Below are 16,498 nucleotides of genomic sequence, written 5' to 3' on the forward strand. Positions count from 1 at the left end.
CATGTGCGCCACCGAACCCCGTGAATCCACGTCCGGCATGCACGACGACGCGATGTCCGAGCACCGCGAGCCGGAGGAGGAGATCGCCGCGCTGCGCGCGGAGATCGAGGCGCTCAACGACAGGCTGCTGCGCGTTCGCGCCGACACCGACAACTATCGCAAGCGCCTGGAACGCACCACCGAGGATCTGGTACGCGGCGCCAAGCGCGGGCTGTTCATGGACCTGCTGAGCCTCGCCGACGACCTGGAGCGGGCGCTGGCCGCGCCGCACGACGACGGCCGAGCGCTGGCCGAGGGCGTGGATCTCACGCTCACGCGCCTGCGGGACGTGCTGGCCGGCTATGGCGTGCGCCGCATGGACTCCGGCGGCGCGTTCGACCCGAACTTGCACGAGGCCGTCGCCACCGCGGCCTCCAGCGACGTTCCCGACGGCCACATCCTCGACGAAGTCGGCCGCGGCTATCTCTGGGGCGACATGGTGCTGCGCGCGGCGCGCGTGCGCGTCGCGGTGGCGCCCGACGACTAGCGACGCCATGGAATTCCGGGACTACTACAAGACCTTGGGCGTCAGCCGGCAGGCCAGCGACGACGAGCTCAAGCGGGCCTTCCGTCGCCTGGCGCGTCGCTACCACCCCGACGTCAATCCCGGCGATCCGCAGGCCGACGCGCGCTTCAAGGAGATCAACGAGGCCTATCAGGTGCTCAGCGACCCCGACAAGCGCAAGCGCTACGACCGCTTTGGATCGAATTGGCGACAGACCGGGTCGTTCGAAGAGGCATTTCGTCGAGCCGGAGCCCCGACCGGCGCCTCGCCCGGAGGCTTTGGCGGCGCGGGCTTCAGCGATTTCTTCGAGTCCCTGTTCGGCAGCATGGGCTTCGGCGGTCAGCGCCCGGGCCCGCCGCCCAGCGCCGACGTCGAGGACCGGCTGGACATCACCCTGCGCGAAGTCGCCGAGGGCGGCCGGCGCTCGCTGATGCTGCGCACGCCGCACGCCGACGGCCAGATACGCCAGGAGCACATCGACGTCACCATTCCCAAAGCGGTGCGCGACGGCCAGCGGCTGCGCGTGACCGGCAAGGGCAGCATCCGGCCGGACGGCACGCGCGGTGACCTGTATCTGCGCGTCGCGGTGGCGCCCGACTCGCGCTTCGAACGCCACGACGCCGACCTGCACACCACGGCCACCATCGGTCTCTCGGAAGCCATGCTCGGCGCCAACGTCAACGTCTCCACCCTCAGCGGGCCGACCTTGACGATGCAGGTGCCGCCGGAGACCCGCGACGGCGCTCGACTGCGGTTGCGCGGCCAGGGACTGCCGAAGGCCGGGTCAAACCAGCGCGGCGACATGCTCGTGCGCATTCGCGTGCGGTTTCCCCAGGATCTCTCACACCGCGAGCAAGCGCTGTTCCGCGAGCTGGCCGAGCTGCGCGGCGAGCAGCCGCTGCCCCAACGAAGCTGAATGCGTTCCCCCGACGACTTCGACGCCGTCTCCGAACCGGACGTCGGCATGCGCGAGCGGCCCGCGGTGTTCATCGGCGTGGTGGCGGAAATCACCCGCGTGCATCCGCAAACGCTGCGCCACTACGAGCGCATCGGCCTGGTCACTCCGGGACGATCCCGGGGCAACGTGCGCCTCTATTCGCAGGAAGACATCGAGCGCGTACGGCTGATTCAGCGCTTGACCCATGAGCTGGGCGTGAACCTGGCGGGCGTCGAGGTGATTCTGAACATGCGCGAGACCCACGAGCGCCAGCGGCAGGAATCCGAACGCCGGGAGCAGCGCTTGGGCGATCGCCATCAGCTGGAGATTGAGCGACTGCAGGCGGAAGTCGATCGACTGCGCGCCGCGCTGCGCCGCCTGGTCGGATAGCGGGGCGGACAAGGAGCAACGACCACGATGATGAACTTCGACCGATTCACCGAAAAGGCGCAGGAGACGGTCCAGCGCGCCCAGTCGATCATGCTGGAGCACGCCCACAACCAGCTCGACGCCGAGCACATCCTGCTGGCGTTGCTGGAGCCGGCGGACGGCGTGGCGGTGCGCATCGTCCAGCGGCTGCGTGTCTCGCCGGACCTGATCCGGGGCGAGCTGCGCCGGCTGCTGGCCGACAAACCCCGCGTCAGCGTCGAGGACGGCAGCGGCGGCGTCGCTCAGGGCCAGATGTTCGTGACCCCGCAGACCCTCGAGCTGATGAACGCGGCCCGCGAGGAGGCCGAGCGCCTCAGCGACGAGTTCGTGGGCAACGAGCACCTGTTGCTGGCCGTGACTCGCTCGCGCAACTCCGAGGCCGGGCACGTGCTGCGCCGCACCGGGGTCGATACGGAAGGCATCTACGGCGCCCTGCGCGACGTTCGGGGCGCGCAGCGCTCCTCAAGTCCGTCGGCCGAGAGCCGCTACGAGGTGCTCGAGAAGTACAGCACCGACCTCACGGAAATCGCACGGCACGACAAGCTCGATCCGGTCATCGGTCGCGAGCCGGAAATCAAGCGCGTGATCCAGGTGCTCGCGCGCCGGACCAAGAACAACCCGGCCCTCATCGGCGAGCCGGGCGTCGGCAAGACCGCCATCGTCGAGGGTCTGGCCCAGCGCATTGCCGGCAACGACGTGCCGCGCATCCTGCGCGACCGCCGCGTGTTGGCCATTGACATGGGCGCCATGGTCGCCGGCTCGAAGTTTCGCGGCGAGTTCGAGGAACGGCTCAAGGCCGTCATCAACGAGGTCCGCGCCTCCGACGGCGAGATCATCCTCTTCTTCGACGAGCTGCACCAGGCCGTGGGGGCGGGCGCCGCCGAGGGCGCCATCGATGCATCGAGCATGCTCAAGCCGGCCCTGGCCCGCGGCGAGCTGCAGGCCATCGGCGCCACCACGCTCGACGAGTTCCGCACCCACGTCGAGCGCGACAAGGCGCTGGCGCGGCGGTTTCAGCCGGTCTACGTGGAGGAGCCATCGGTCGAGGAGACGGTGGCGGTGCTCCAGGGGCTGCGCCCGCGCTACGAGCAGCACCACGACCTCAAGATCAACGACGAGGCCATCGATGCCGCCGCGCGGCTTTCCGACCGCTATCTCACCGAGCGCCACCTGCCGGACAAGGCGATCGACCTGATGGACGAGGCCGCCGCCAAGGTCCGGGTCGACATTTTCGACACGCCGCCCGAGCTGCGCGACGTGGAGAAGCGCATCGAGGAACTGCAAGAGGCCGAGGAAAACGCCTGGCAGGCCCGTGACTACGAGCGGGCCGCCAACGTCAAGTCGGACGTGCTGCAGCTCAACGCCAAGCTCGAGGACTGGCGCAAGCGCTGGCTGGCCGAACGGGACCTCGACGACGTGGTCAGCCGCGAGGACATCGCCGACGTGGTCTCCAACATCACCGGCATTCCCGTGGCGCGCATGTTCGAGGAGGAGGCCGCGCGCCTGCTCCACATGGAAGACGCGCTGCACAAGCGCATCGTCAATCAGCAGGAGGCGGTGACGGCCGTGGCCGACGCCATCCGGCGCTCGCGCGCAGGCATCGCGGATCCGCGTCGGCCCATCGGCTCATTCTTCTTCCTGGGTCCCACCGGCGTCGGCAAGACGGAGCTGGCGCGGGCGCTGGCCGAGTTCATGTTCGACGACGAGTCGGCCATGCTGCGCATCGATATGTCGGAGTTCGGCGAGCGGCACTCGGTTAGCCGGCTGGTCGGGGCGCCTCCCGGATACGTCGGCTACGACGACGCGGCCCAGCTCACGGAAAAGGTGCGGCGGCGGCCCTACCAGGTGGTGCTATTCGACGAGGTCGAGAAGGCCCACCCGGAGATCTTCAACGTCCTGCTGCAGGTGCTCGACGACGGGCGGCTCACCGACGGCCACGGGCGTGTGGTGGACTTCAGCCACACCATCATCATCATGACGTCCAACGTGGGCGCCCAGCAGATTCGGCGCGAAAACGCCCTGGGATTCCGGCAGAGCGATGCCCCGGACTCGGCCGCCAGCGAAGACCGCGCCATGCGCACCCGGCTGCGGAACGAGCTGCGCAAGACGTTCCGGCCCGAGTTCCTCAACCGGGTGGACGAAATCATCATCTTTCACTCGCTCACCCAGCCGCAGCTGCGCGAGATCGTGGACCTGATGGCCGCCGACCTGGGCCGCCGCATGGCCGCGCAGGGCATCGGCGTCGAACTCACCACGGCCGCCAAGGACCGCGTGCTCGAGCTCGGCTGGAATCCGGACTACGGCGCGCGGCCGCTGCGGCGCACCCTGCAGCGCGAGGTCGAAAATCACATCGCGCGGCTGCTGCTGGACCAGAGCTGCGATGCGGGCTGCAGCGTCCGCGTCGACGTGGCCGACGACGACTTCACGTTCGACGTGCAGCAGGCGGCGCCCGCGCTGAACGGCAACAACGGCGCCACGGCCGAAGCCTCGCCGGAACCCGCGGCGACGAACGCCTAGGCGGGGACCGGTCGGGGAACGGCCCTCGCGGCCTCCCCAGCGCGAGGGCCGCTCGTTGACCGGAGTTGGCATTGTTCCGCGCCATTCGCCCCGAGGCAATGAAATTCTGTGGTTGCGAGGGACGGCCAAGTGCCCCACCATTTCGCGCAAGGCATCGCCGTGAGAGGTGCGCAGATGGCCCACGTGGCGTTTGAACGGATGACACGCGATGAAATCGGCGCCCTGGCGCCCTCGGCGGTGGCCATACTGCCCACCGCGGCCATCGAGCAGCACGGGCCGCACAACCCCGTGGGCCTCGACACCATGTGCTGCATGGCGGTGGCGCGGGCCGCGGCGGAGGCCGCGGGCCCTGATCTCAACGTGGTCGTGTGCCCGCCGCTGCACTTCGGCAGCTCGCTCCATCACCTGCCGTGGCCCGGCGTGCTCACGCTGACCAGCCACACGTTCGGCGTGGTGGTCTACGAGCTGCTCGACAGCCTGCGCATGATGGGGTTTCGCCGGGTGTTCGTGCTCAACGGCCACGGCGGCAACGAGTTCCTGATTCAGCAGACCGCGCGCGATTTCGTGCTGGAATTTCGCGAAGTGCACGTGGTCGCCGGCAGCTACTGGGACCTCGCCCGCGAGGCGCTGGAGGCCGTTCCGCGCGATGGGGGGTTCTCCATCCCAGGGCACGCGGGGTCGTTTGAGACGTCGCTGATGCTCCATCTCGACCCGGAGCTGGTGCGGGCCGAACACATTCCGGTGACCGGCGACACACCGCTGCCGGCCGGCCTCGCCAACGTGACCGAGGCCCGCGACGGCGATTTCCTGGGCGACCGGCCCACCGGCGTGAGCGACGACGCGTCGCACGGCACGGCCGAGTTGGGCCGTCAGTACCTCGACGCGGCGGCGACGGTGGTGGCCGCGCAGATTCGGGAAATCGCGGCGTCGGGCGGCGACCGGGCGTAGAGCTAGACGACGTTTTCGTCAGACGCCGGAAAGCCCATGGCGTCGCCGAACTGATCCTGGAAGTCGGGTACGGCGGACAACTCGACATAATGCACGTGGCCGGGCAGGTCGGTGGCGCGCACGCGCGACGTCAATGACAGCAGGCACATGCGCGCCCCATGGCCGGCGGCGTTGCCAATCGCCTCGACGGCCTGCTCCGGCACCGGCGGCAGCAGCCCGATGGCCAGGGCCTGCGCCGGATCGATGTAGCTGCCGAAGGCGCCGGCCAGCATCACGCGGTCGAGATCGGACGGCTTCAAGCCGGCCTCGCGCAAGAGGACGTTCGTGCCGCAGCGAATGCTGCCCTTGGCCAGCTGCAAGCGTCGGATGTCCTGCGCATGCAGCGCGATACTCTCCTCCGGCGACGCCGGATCGCCCGTGAGCACGAATTCGCCGCCGGTGTCGTCGGGCCGCACCCGGTCGGCCAGGCCGGGCAGCGTCCGCTCCATTTCGTCCCGCGAGAGCAGCCGGCCGCTCGGCGCCACCGCGCCCACGCGCAGCAACTCGGCCACCGCGTCGACGAGGCCCGATCCACAGATCCCCTCGGGCTCGCCGCCGCCGATCACATCCACCTCCACCGACGTGGGGGTGATGCGCACGCGCTCGATCGCCCCGGGCGCCGCGCGCATGCCGCGCGTGATCTCGGCGCCTTCGAATGCCGGTCCGGCGGGCGCGGCCGTGGCGAAAAGCCGCCGCCGGTGCGCCAGCACGATCTCACCGTTGGTGCCCACGTCGATGACCAGCGTCGTACCGCGGCGGCGTCCCAGATTCGTGCTCAGCATCACGCCCACGATGTCGCCGCCGACATAGCTGGCCACCGCAGGCGCCACCCACACCCACGCCGACGGGAGCACCGGCAAGTCGAGCTCCGACGCCCGCAGGGACACCGGATCGACCGTGGTCGGCGCAAACGGCGAATACGAGATGCGCGACGGATCGATGCCCAGCAGCAGGTGCGTCATCACCGTGTTGCCGACGAACGTGGCCTCGTAGACGCGGTCCGGACGCACGTCCGCGGCCTCCAGGCAGCGGGTGGCAATGCCGCGCACCGTGTCCAGGATCGCCCGGTGCAGGCGCTCGACGAACTCAGGGCCGCGCATGGTCGCGCTCATGCGACTGATCACGTCGCCGCCGTAGATGTGCTGGCCGTTGATGTCGGACGCAACGGCGACCTCTTGCCCGGTGGTCAAGTCCATCAGCGCACCCACCACCGTGGTCGTGCCGATATCGAACGCCAGGCCATAGGCCACGCCGGTGGTATCGCCGCGCTCGACCGAGATCACCCGGTTGCCGGCGATCACCACCGTGACGCCCTGGCTGATGTCCTCGCCGATCGCCCCCAGCCGGCTCAGCGCATCCCGCGTCGGATCGAGGTCGCCGGCGGCCGCGGCCAGCTCGTCCTGCACCAGGCTCCAGTCGGCGCGCGGATCGTGCAGGGACGGCGGCGACGGCTTGACATAAATCTTCTGGATATTCGGATCGAGACTGATGCGCCCCAATCCGGCGCTCTCCACCACCCGCACCGCGCGAATCCCCAATGGATGCGAGTAGACCGCGCCCGCGTCCACCGGGTGCTGGCAGGCCAGGCGCCATCCGCCGGCGAGCTGCGCGATCGCCAGGCGGCGCTTGTCGTGCGGCGTCGGCTCGGGAACCTCGGCGTCGCGCACCAGCACCCGGCAGGTGCCGCAGGTGCCCTTCCCGGCGCACACCGTCTCCACGGGAATGTCGTTGGCGTGGGCGGCGTCGAGGATCGTCGTGCCGACTTCCGCCTCGATCGCGCGGTCTTCGGGCAAGAAGCGACATGAAACGGTGCTGGGGGCGCTAATGGGGCGGACCTCCGGGGTCGATGTGGGCATTGTGCGCCAAAGCGCCCGTGAAGACGACGGCGCAACCGCTTACAATTGTCGAGGTTCGCAGGGACGACGCAAGCGGACGGAGGTCCGAGCACCATGGCAACCAGCGACGGCAACGGCTCGCCCGGCGAGCGCCGCCACGACTTCGGGCTGGACAATATCCCGCTGGGCGAGCAGCCGTGGGGCAAAGCGCCCATGGTCTATGGCGACGACACAATCCCGCTGCGCCAACTGTCGGACCGCGTCGGCGTGCTGGACGCCATGACCACCACGGTGGACAAGCTGTTCTCCTGGGCACAATCAAACGCGTTGTGGGGCATGGGGTTCGGGCTGGCCTGCTGCGCCATCGAGATGATGGCGAGCGCTTCACCGCACTACGACCTCGATCGCTTCGGCACTATCTTTCGCTCGTCGCCGCGGCAGTCGGACGTGATGGTCGTCTCCGGCACCGTCACCAACAAGATGGCCCCCGTCGTCAAGCGCCTCTACGACCAGATGCCCGACCCCAAGTGGGTGATCGCCATGGGCGCGTGCGCCACCTGCGGCGGGCCCTTCCGCAGCTACAGCACGCTGCAGGGCGTCGACCGCGTGGTGCCCGTGGACGTCTACATCGCCGGGTGCCCGCCGCGACCCGAGGCGCTCATCGACGGCATCATGATGCTGCAGCGCAAGATTCAACGCGACGGCATCATGGGCACGGGCCGGTTGAAGGCGCTGCGCGAGGAGCAGGCGGCCGAAGCCGGATAGGTTGCGACCACGCGCGCCCGGTCCTCAGGCCACCCCTCGATGACGACACCTGACGGCCGCATCCGCCTGGAGCTTCACGCCCACACCCACGCGTCCCCCGACTGCGGGCTGAGCCCGACCCGACTCATCGAGCTGCTGCAAGACCGCGGCATCGAGGCGCTGGCGGTGACGGATCACAACACCATGGCCGGCGCCTTCGAGATGGCGCGCGTCTCGCCCCTGCCCACCATCCTCGCGGAAGAGATCAAGAGCACCGCCGGCGACATCATCGGTCTCTTCCTGGAGGAAGAAATCCCGCGCGACATGTCGCCGCGGGACACCGTGGCCGCCATCAAGGACCAGGGCGGGCTGGTGCTCGTGCCGCATCCATTCGACAGCCTGCGCCGGTCGGCGCTGCGGGAAGCCACCGAGAGCATCCGCGAGCAGATCGACATTCTCGAGGTGTTCAACGGGCGCACCCTGCGCGAGCGCGACAACCGCACGGCGCAGGACTATGCGCGGGATCACGGCCTGGTGGCGTCCGTCGGCTCGGACTCGCATCTGTCCCGCGAGGTGGGCGTGAGCTGGCAGGTGCTCGAGCCGTGGAACGATCCCGCCGAGTTCCTGGACAACCTGCGCGACGCCGAGCTGCACATGGAGCTGGCACCGGCCTGGGTGCATGCCGGCAGCTCGTTGCACGCCTACGCCACCAAGTTTCGGAAGCGGCTGAATACCTGGTTCGCCGGCTGACGCGACGCGCATGACGGCGGAAGCCGCGTCCGACGGCTGGGCGGCGTTCACGCGGCGCGGGCTGACGCTGTGGTTCCCGGCCTCGGTCAATCTGGGCATCGCCAGCCTGCTGGCCCCGGCCATGAACGCCCTGCTGGCGCGGGCCATCGATCCCGAGGCATCGATCGCGGGCTTCGCCGTGGCGCTGGGCGTCATCACCATCGTGGCGCTGCCCCAGTTCCGCATTCAGCAGCTGACGCTGGTGTTTCTGCACGATCATCAGGCGTTGCGCAGCCTGCGCCGATTCGTGGCCATCACCGCCGCGGTCGTGGGCGCGATCAGCTGCGTCGCGGCGCTGACGCCGCTGGCCGAGCTGATTCTCGAGGGAATCTTCGCCGCCACGGACGATTTGCTCACGCAGGCGCGGGCGGCGTTGGTGGCGCTGTGCCCGTTGCCGGTATTCATGGTGGCGCGCACGCACCTGCACGGCGCGGCCCTGCGGCTCGGGCAGGCGCGGCTGGTGTGGCTGGGCACCGGGCTCGGGGCCGGCGGCGCCGTTGCCATCTCCGCCGCGCTCATCGCGGCGGGCATGCAGGGGGCGGCCGCGGCCGGCGTGGGCACCACCCTGGCCGCCGGCCTGGAGACCGTCATGCTGATGGCGGCCACGCGCCATTTGCTGCGGCACGGGTTGCCCGCACACTCACCGCGCGGCCTCGATTCCAGCCTGGGCGCGGTGGCGCGCTTTTTCACGCCGCTGATCTTCGCCTCATTGCTTCCCGCCGCCACCACGCCGATCGTCAACGCGGCCCTGGCTCGCACGTCCGAGCCCGAGACCTCGCTGGCCGCCTTCGCCATCGCCATCGGCCTCTTCCAGTTCCTGACGATCCTGCTTTGGGGCGCCCAGCCCTCGATTCTCGCGCTGCTGGCGCGGGGCGACGGCATGCGCCGGATCGCGGTTTTGACCAATGCGGTCGCCGCCGCGGTTCTGGTCGTGTCGTTGGCCGTGGCATTTGTGCCGCCATTGAGTGCGCTGGTCGTCGAGGACATCAGCGGCGCGCGCGACCGGCTGGCCGAGCTGTCGTTGCTCGGGCTGCGCGTGCTGGCGCCCCTGCCGTTGATCCTGGTGCAGGAGCAGGTATTCGCCTCGGCCCTCATGCAGGTGCGCCGCACCCGCCCGATTCTTTACGTGAACTTGTGGCGGCTCGCCGCGCTGCTCGTCTTCGTGGTGCTCGCGCTCGGGTTGGAGGGACTGCCCGGCGTGGCCGTGGGCGCCGGCGCCTGGGCGGCCAGCCTGATCGTCGAAGCCGTGGCAACGTACGGCTATGGCCGCGGCGCCTATCGCCAACTCACGACCAGCGAGGCGTTGACATTCGGCCGTTAGCGCATAGGATGCTAGTCAGCACGACGACGTTGAGATTGCGATGGTCCTTGATGGGCGCGCATAGCCGATTCCGCCACGGCAGCATGCTGCCGACTCCGGGAGGGGTGTGCCCCGAACGCTGACGTCGTAGACCAACGCACGAACGACCGCGGACGCCGGGCACAGGCCCACCAAACGCTCCGCGGTTTTTTTTGTTGTCGCAAAACGCCGCACCCAGCCGCAAGGATGAGAAATGACCACCGCCGTTGAAATCGTCGAACTGGAAAAGGCCTTCGACCCATCGGGCCTCGTGGGTGAGCTGCGCCGCGTGGTTGGGCGGCCCACGACACCGGTTGCCGCGCTGCGCCGGGTCACGCTGCGTGTGGCGCGAGGTGAGATCTACGGCGTCGTCGGCTCGAACGGCTCCGGCAAGTCCACGCTGGCCCGCATCGTGGCCACGCTGCTGACACCCGACGCGGGCCGCGCGCGCGTGTTCGGCCGCGACGTGGAGCATGAGTCCGCCGACGTGCGGCGCCTGCTGAATCGCGTGTCGGTCGACGCGTCGTTCTTCAAGAAGCTCAGCCCGCTGGAGAACCTCGTCTTCTCGGCACGTCTGTACGACCTGCCGCCGCGCACCGCGGAGCCACGCGTGCGCCAGATTCTGCAACGGCTGGGTATCAGCGGCGGTCCCCTCACCCGGCCGGTCGAGCAGATGTCGCGCGGCATGCAGCAGAAGGTGGCCGTGGCGCGGGCCTTCCTAACCTCGCCGGTGCTGTTGGTGCTCGACGAGCCAACCACCGGACTGGATCCGGCGTCGAAGCGCGACGTGCAGGCGTTCATCCAGGAGGTCCGCGACACCCACGACGCCACGGTGCTGCTCATGTCGCACGACATGGACGAGATTGCCCGGCTGTGCGATCGCATGGCCGTGCTCGACGACGGCCGGATCGTCGCCCAGGGAACGCCCGCGTCGCTGGCCGCGCCCGGGGAGACCTTGGAAGACGCCTTCATTCGCCTCACTGGCCATGCCCTGGGCGACACCACCAACGGACGCTCCAAGCGGGGCGAACCCGCCGGCGTCGGGGAGACGAGACCATGATTGCCGTTCGGCGTGAATGGCGAGCGTCCTATGCCTTCGTGGAGCTGAACGTCCGCGCCATCAAGCGTTACTGGGGGTGGGAGGCCGTCTGGCTGGCCTTTGCCATCGTCAACGCGCTGACGGTGGCCTACATCGCGCCCGGCGGACGAGAGATCGCGGGCGAGGCCTTCGCCACCGACCGGCTGGTGCTCTCTCTGGTCATCGGCACCGTGGTGTGGGCCTATCTGCAGCAGGTGTTCGACTCCGTCGGCTTCATGATCGCCTGGCAGCGCTGGGAAGGGACGATCGAAAGCACCTTCATGGCGCCCGCGCGACGCCTCGCGATGGTGGCCGGCACCAGCGCGTTTGCGATTGCCTACGCCTTCGTCCGTGCCCTGCTGGTGCTGGCCGTGGTGTCGCTATTCTTCGACCTCGATCTGCTGCAGGCCAATTGGCTCACGGCGCTGGTCACGATCTGTGTCGGCAGCGTTGGCTTCCTTGGGCTGGCGCTGATGGTGTCAGCCCTGCCGTTGCTGTTCCTGGAACGCGGCGAGCAGATGGTGATGATCACGCTCGCGGCGTTGCTGCTCGTGTCCGGCGTGTTCTACCCGATTGAGGTGCTGCCGGGCTGGCTCCAGGTCGTGGGGCGTCTCTCACCGGCTACCTACGTGCTGGAGGGCATGCGCGCAGCGGTGCTGGACGGAGCATCGGTAGGCGACGTGGCCGAGCTATTCCTACCGTTGCTGGCCATCGCGGCCGTGGCGCTGCCGCTCGGCGTCGTGGTCTTTCGCGCCGCCGAGCGCTATGCGCTGCGCAGCGGGCGCCTGAAGCGACACGGATGATGCATCAACGATCACGGACCGATGGCAGGAGCCGCGCACGCGTCGCGGCTGCCAATCCACCCAAAACGCCACGCGCAGCGTCGAATGCGCAACAATCAGCCGGCGCGCCCAGGCGGCGCGCGTTCATGTGGGAGCGCACATCAGGTATGGATCCGGTACAGCTGGGGATTCCCAAGGGCAGTTTGCAAGACGCGACCATTGAGTTGCTCCGCCGCGCGGGCTGGAGCGTCTCGGTGTCGTCGCGCAACTACGTACCGGGCATCGATGACGACCATGTGCGCTGCAAGCTGGTGCGCGCCCAAGAAATTTCGCGCTACGTCGCCGACGGCAGTCTCGACGCGGGCATCACCGGACTCGACTGGACCCTTGAGAACGCCTCCGACGTGCGCGTCGTCGCGGACCTGGTCTATTCCAAGGCCAGCTTCCAGCCGACGCGCTGGGTGCTAGCGGTGCCCAACGACTCGCCGGCGCAGTGCGCGGAGGATCTGCAGGGCGGCAAGATCGCCACGGAACTGGTGAATTTCTCCACGAAGTATTTCAGCGATCGCGAGATCGACGTTTCCGTGGAGTTCTCCTGGGGCGCCACCGAGCTCAAGGCGGCCGAGGGCCTGGCCGACGCCATCGTCGAGGTCACCGAAACCGAAACCACGATCCGGGCGCATGGGCTGCGCGTCATCGAGACGCTCACCACCTCGAATCCGCAGCTGATCGCCAACCATGCCGCCTACGCCGACTCGGGGAAGCGGCGCAAGATCGATCAGATCGCGCTGTTGCTCAAGGGCGCGCTGGAAGCGGAGTCACGGGTGGGCCTCAAGATGAACGTGCCGCGGGCGAAGGTGGAAGCCATCGTCGAGGTGCTGCCGAGCATCACCGCGCCGACGGTCGCCAATCTCTTCGGCACCGACTGGCTGTCCATCGAGATCGTCGTCTCGGAGCACGAGGTGCGGGAGCTGATTCCGGAGCTTCGCGCCAAGGGCGCCGAAGGCATCATCGAATACCCGCTCAACAAGATCGTCTGATCAGCGGCGCTCGAGACGACGCGCCAGCCGCGTCAGGGCGTCGGGGTCGGTGCAGGGGCTGTAGTGCCCCGGCAGCACCACGCGCGCGCCGCTCGCCGCCAGGCGGCGGGCGGACGCGCGCTCATCGTCGCGGCTGGTGGCCAGCCAGGGCACGTTTACGTGCAGACGGCCCCGACTGTGGATCAGGGCGTCACCCGCCACGAGGACGTCGCCGCGTAGGAGCGACATGCTGCCGGGCGTGTGGCCGGGCGTGTGCAGCACCTGCCAGTCGTCGATCGCGTCGCCTTCTTGGACGGTTGAGACGTCGACCGGCGGACGCCAGCGCATGATCCATGGGACGAGCGGCCAGTAGAGCAGCGAGCGAAGGCCCGGACACGTCTCGGGCGCCGCCAGGTACGGCACGTCGGCCTCGTGAATCAGGATCGGCGCGCCGGTTCGCCGCTGCAGCTCCACCGCGCTGCCGCTGTGGTCCATGTCGAAGTGCGTCAGCACGATGCGATCGATCCCGGACGGCTCGACGCCAATCTCGCCGGCGGCGCGAAGGATCGCGCCGGCACGACCGGGCATCCCAGTGTCGACCAGCAGCGTCTCGACCCCGGTCAGCAGGTAGCACCACGAGCTGAGGAATCGGTCCACCGCGTAGCAGCCAGGCGCCAGTTCGAACGGCGGCTGGCGTTTGCTCATGCCCCGCCAGTCAGGCCAGGCGACCAACCGCGACTATCCCCCGTAGCTCATCCCCGTGGCGGACAGGAGCTGCGGCTCGCCGCCGCGTTCGGATCCGCCGACCACCTCGCCAAAGTAGACCACGTGGTCGCCGGGCTGGCTGCTCCCCACGACGCGGCACTCGAACCAAGCCACGGCCCCATCCAAGACCGGCGTGCCGGTGTCATACGACGTCACCGGCTCGCCTTCGAGACGGCCCTCGCCGCTGGTGGACTTGGCCGTGAACTTGAGCGAGAGATCTTTAGACCCGTCCGGCAGGACCGAAATCGAAAAGACGCCCGTCGCGTCGATGTTTTGCCGCGTGTGCGCCCCGTCCTGGATCGCCACCGCGACCACGCGCGGATCGAACGACACCTGGGTCAGCCAATTCGCCGTCATGCCGTTCGGCTCGCCATCCGCCGACTTCGTACCAACTACCACCAGGCCGTAGACAAGAGCGTTGAGCGCGTCGGATACCGGGTCGCTGTCAGACATGAGAGATCCCATCTGGGTGCAAGGGCCTTGGCTCCATGCGATTATCCGCGTCCCGCAGCGTCCGCGGCAATGCCGCGGGGAATCATGGCGCGAAGCCCGGCGATCAACGGCCGCAGCTACGCTACGATGCCTCGCCGCCACGACCAGCGATCAGGGAGCCCACGTGTCACGCGTCAATCGTTGCATCGAGCTGCTGGAGCAGGGACAGCCCGTTTACTACGACCGGGTCGACCCGCTCGAGCTCAGTTATGACCTGGGCCGCGAGATGAGCGGCACCTGGGCCGACTATCTGCGGATCGAGTTCGAGCACCAGGGATTGGACGCGGTGGCGCTGTCACGCTTCATGCGCGGCATGGTCGATGCCGGCCCGACGCGAAGCGGACACCGCACGCCGACGGTGATGTGCACCCTGCCTGCGACCGGCATGAGCGCCGACGAGGTCCGGCTCAACGCCTGGCAAATTCGCCACATCCTTTCGGCGGGCGTCCACGGGCTCTATCTGGCCCACGTGCGCGACCCTGAAGCCGTGCGGGCGTTCGTCGAGGCCTGCCGCTTTCCGCATCAGACCGTGGGCATGGGCGACGACCTGGGCATCGGCACCCGCGGGCACGGCGCCGAGGGCTTTCCGGCCGACATCTGGGGACTGGACGTTTCCGACTACGTGCGCGTCGCCGACCCTTGGCCGCTCAATCCGGCGGGTGAGCTGGCCCTCGGCATCAAGGTCGAGGACCGCTTCGGCCTGCCGCACGCCGACGCCTGCATGGCCGTGCCGGGAGTGGCGTTCGGCGAGTGGGGCCCCGGCGACATGGGCCTGTTCTTCGGCCATCCGGAGTGGAAAAACGCTCCCTACAGCCCGCAGATGGAGGCCGCCTGGCGGCAGGTAAAGACCGCCTGCGACCGTGCGGGCATCCGCTTCCTCTGCGCCTGGGACGACCCGGCGCTCACGCCCGAGCAGCGGGCGGACCTGCTGATCAACGAAATCGGCGCCAAGCTCATCGCCGCTGGCGACGGTCCCATCCTGGCCGCCGCCGGCCGGGCGCTCACCGGGCGCACGATGCCCGTGTAGCCGCGCGATCCGCGCGGCGCCGACAGCCCGGCTATTCGCGGTGGGACAGCAGTTTCAGGCACACGGGCGCGGGCACCGCAACCTCGTGGCCGGAAAACTCAAGCTCTCCCGAAGCCCTATCGACCCGAAACGTGACGATACTGCCGGAGTTCTGGTTGGCGGCGAGCAGGAAGCGGCCGTCGGGCGTGATGAGAAAGTTTCGCGGGATTTCGCCGCGGGTCGGGGTATGACCAAGCGGCGTGAGCCGCCCCGTGGCGGACTCCACCGCAAACGCCGCAATCGAGTTGTGCCCCCGGTTCGAGGCGTACACGAACCGGCCATCGGGCGACACATGAATGTCGGCGCAGGTGCTGTCGCCGCTCCACGCCACGGGTAGCGTCGAGATTCTCTGCGTGACGGTCAGCGCCCCCGTTGCCGCGTCGTAGTCGTAGGCGGAGACTGACGACCCCAGTTCGTTGACCGCGTAGGCGTGGGCGGAGGCCGGATGAAATGCGAAATGTCGCGGCCCGTCGCCCGGCTCGGCAGGCACGCTCAAGTCCGGTTGCTCGATCAGCCGCCCGGTCGCGTGATCGATGCGATAGACCACGATGGCGTCCATGCCAAGGTCGCAGACGTACACGAGGGTGTTGGCGCCGTCGATCATCACGCAATGCGCATGGGCCTGTCGCTGGCGCTCGGGATTGACCGACGAGCCGTGATGCTGGACGAAATCGGTGCGCGCTCCCAGTGACCCATTCGCTTGGATCGGCAGGAGACTCACGCTGCCGCCAAAGTAGTTCGCCACGACGACGTAGGAATCCGTCTGATCAACTTGCAGGTGGCACGGCCCGGCGCCACCGGTGTGCGCCGAGTTGAGCAACGTCAGGGCGCCATTCCCATTGATCGCGTAAGCCGTGACCACACCGTCGCCGGAAACCTTCTCACAGGCGGCATACAGGTGTTCCCCGCTTGGGTCGATGACGAGGAACGTCGGATTCTCGATGCCCGGCTGCACGTCAACGCATTCGACGGCGCCGGTCGCAACGTTCAGGCGGCAGGTGTAAATGCCTTCGGCGCCCAGATCGGTATAAGTGCCCACGAACAGGAAGCGCTCGTCGTTCACGCTCACACCCTCATTTCGCGCGTCGTCGCCGGTGAGATTGGCGGACGATAGCACCGGATGCGGCTCGCCATGTCGAATTGTCATTCGCGGGCACAATGCGACCAGGTCGACG

General features: G+C 68.6%; 16 protein-coding genes. 12 read left to right on the forward strand and 4 right to left on the reverse strand.

Going from position 1 to position 16,498, the window contains the following annotated elements:
* The first annotated feature begins 1 nt into the window (after position 1).
* From OXG33_14155 to OXG33_14175, 5 genes are all read left to right on the forward strand, one after another.
* Entirely contained in the window at positions 2-526 is a 525-nt protein-coding gene (locus OXG33_14155; protein ID MCY4115058.1) for a nucleotide exchange factor GrpE, read from the forward strand.
* Between the two features lie 7 nt (positions 527-533).
* Entirely contained in the window at positions 534-1,460 is a 927-nt protein-coding gene (locus tag OXG33_14160; protein ID MCY4115059.1) for a J domain-containing protein, read from the forward strand.
* Entirely contained in the window at positions 1,461-1,871 is a 411-nt protein-coding gene (locus OXG33_14165) for a MerR family transcriptional regulator (GenBank protein ID MCY4115060.1), read from the forward strand.
* A gap of 27 nt (positions 1,872-1,898) precedes the next feature.
* A complete protein-coding gene (locus tag OXG33_14170) occupies positions 1,899-4,427 on the forward strand; it encodes an AAA family ATPase (protein MCY4115061.1) in 2,529 nt (842 codons plus the stop codon).
* A 198-nt stretch (positions 4,428-4,625) separates the two neighbouring features.
* A complete protein-coding gene (locus tag OXG33_14175) occupies positions 4,626-5,375 on the forward strand; it encodes a creatininase family protein (GenBank protein MCY4115062.1) in 750 nt (249 codons plus the stop codon).
* Between the two features lie 2 nt (positions 5,376-5,377).
* Here the strand turns inward: OXG33_14175 and OXG33_14180 are convergent, their stop codons facing one another.
* Positions 5,378-7,207, reverse strand: coding sequence for an ASKHA domain-containing protein (locus OXG33_14180; protein ID MCY4115063.1), 1,830 nt, complete (start codon positions 7,205-7,207; stop codon positions 5,378-5,380).
* A gap of 321 nt (positions 7,208-7,528) precedes the next feature.
* On the opposite strand from OXG33_14180, the gene OXG33_14185 reads away from it, so the two are divergent.
* The 6 genes from OXG33_14185 (at position 7,529) to hisG (ending at position 13,021) form a co-directional block, all read left to right on the forward strand.
* Positions 7,529-8,014 carry an NADH-quinone oxidoreductase subunit B gene (locus OXG33_14185; protein ID MCY4115064.1) on the forward strand — a complete coding sequence of 162 codons (486 nt, stop codon included), beginning with the start codon at positions 7,529-7,531 and terminating at the stop codon, positions 8,012-8,014.
* A gap of 39 nt (positions 8,015-8,053) precedes the next feature.
* Positions 8,054-8,743, forward strand: coding sequence for a PHP domain-containing protein (locus tag OXG33_14190; GenBank protein ID MCY4115065.1), 690 nt, complete (start codon positions 8,054-8,056; stop codon positions 8,741-8,743).
* Positions 8,744-8,753: 10 nt separating this feature from the next.
* On the forward strand, positions 8,754-10,103 hold the full coding sequence (locus tag OXG33_14195) for a hypothetical protein (GenBank protein ID MCY4115066.1): 1,350 nt from the start codon (positions 8,754-8,756) through the stop codon (positions 10,101-10,103).
* 232 nt (positions 10,104-10,335) lie between these two features.
* Positions 10,336-11,181 (forward strand): ABC transporter ATP-binding protein, encoded by an 846-nt coding sequence (locus tag OXG33_14200; GenBank protein ID MCY4115067.1) that lies wholly within the window; start codon positions 10,336-10,338, stop codon positions 11,179-11,181.
* The gene (locus OXG33_14205) at positions 11,178-12,002 is read left to right on the forward strand and encodes an ABC transporter permease (protein MCY4115068.1); all 825 of its coding nucleotides are present in this window, start codon (positions 11,178-11,180) and stop codon (positions 12,000-12,002) included. Before OXG33_14200 ends, OXG33_14205 begins: the two co-directional genes overlap by 4 nt.
* Positions 12,003-12,127: 125 nt before the next feature.
* Positions 12,128-13,021: an ATP phosphoribosyltransferase gene (gene hisG / locus OXG33_14210; GenBank protein ID MCY4115069.1), complete on the forward strand. Its 894-nt coding sequence runs from the start codon at positions 12,128-12,130 to the stop codon at positions 13,019-13,021.
* Here the strand turns inward: hisG and OXG33_14215 are convergent, their stop codons facing one another.
* Both OXG33_14215 and OXG33_14220 read right to left on the reverse strand, forming a co-directional pair.
* On the reverse strand, positions 13,022-13,705 hold the full coding sequence (locus tag OXG33_14215) for an MBL fold metallo-hydrolase (protein ID MCY4115070.1): 684 nt from the start codon (positions 13,703-13,705) through the stop codon (positions 13,022-13,024).
* 33 nt (positions 13,706-13,738) lie between these two features.
* A complete protein-coding gene (locus tag OXG33_14220) occupies positions 13,739-14,218 on the reverse strand; it encodes a flavin reductase family protein (protein MCY4115071.1) in 480 nt (159 codons plus the stop codon).
* Between the two features lie 163 nt (positions 14,219-14,381).
* Between OXG33_14220 and OXG33_14225 the strand changes: the two genes are divergently transcribed.
* On the forward strand, positions 14,382-15,284 hold the full coding sequence (locus OXG33_14225; protein MCY4115072.1) for a hypothetical protein: 903 nt from the start codon (positions 14,382-14,384) through the stop codon (positions 15,282-15,284).
* A 31-nt stretch (positions 15,285-15,315) separates the two neighbouring features.
* Here OXG33_14225 and OXG33_14230 read toward each other — a convergent pair whose 3' ends face one another.
* Complete coding sequence (locus OXG33_14230) at positions 15,316-16,470, reverse strand: lactonase family protein (protein ID MCY4115073.1); 1,155 nt, start codon at positions 16,468-16,470, stop codon at positions 15,316-15,318.
* Positions 16,471-16,498: the final 28 nt, after the last annotated feature.

This window comes from Chloroflexota bacterium (genome assembly GCA_026708035.1).
Lineage (GTDB): Bacteria > Chloroflexota > UBA11872 > UBA11872 > UBA11872 > JAJECS01.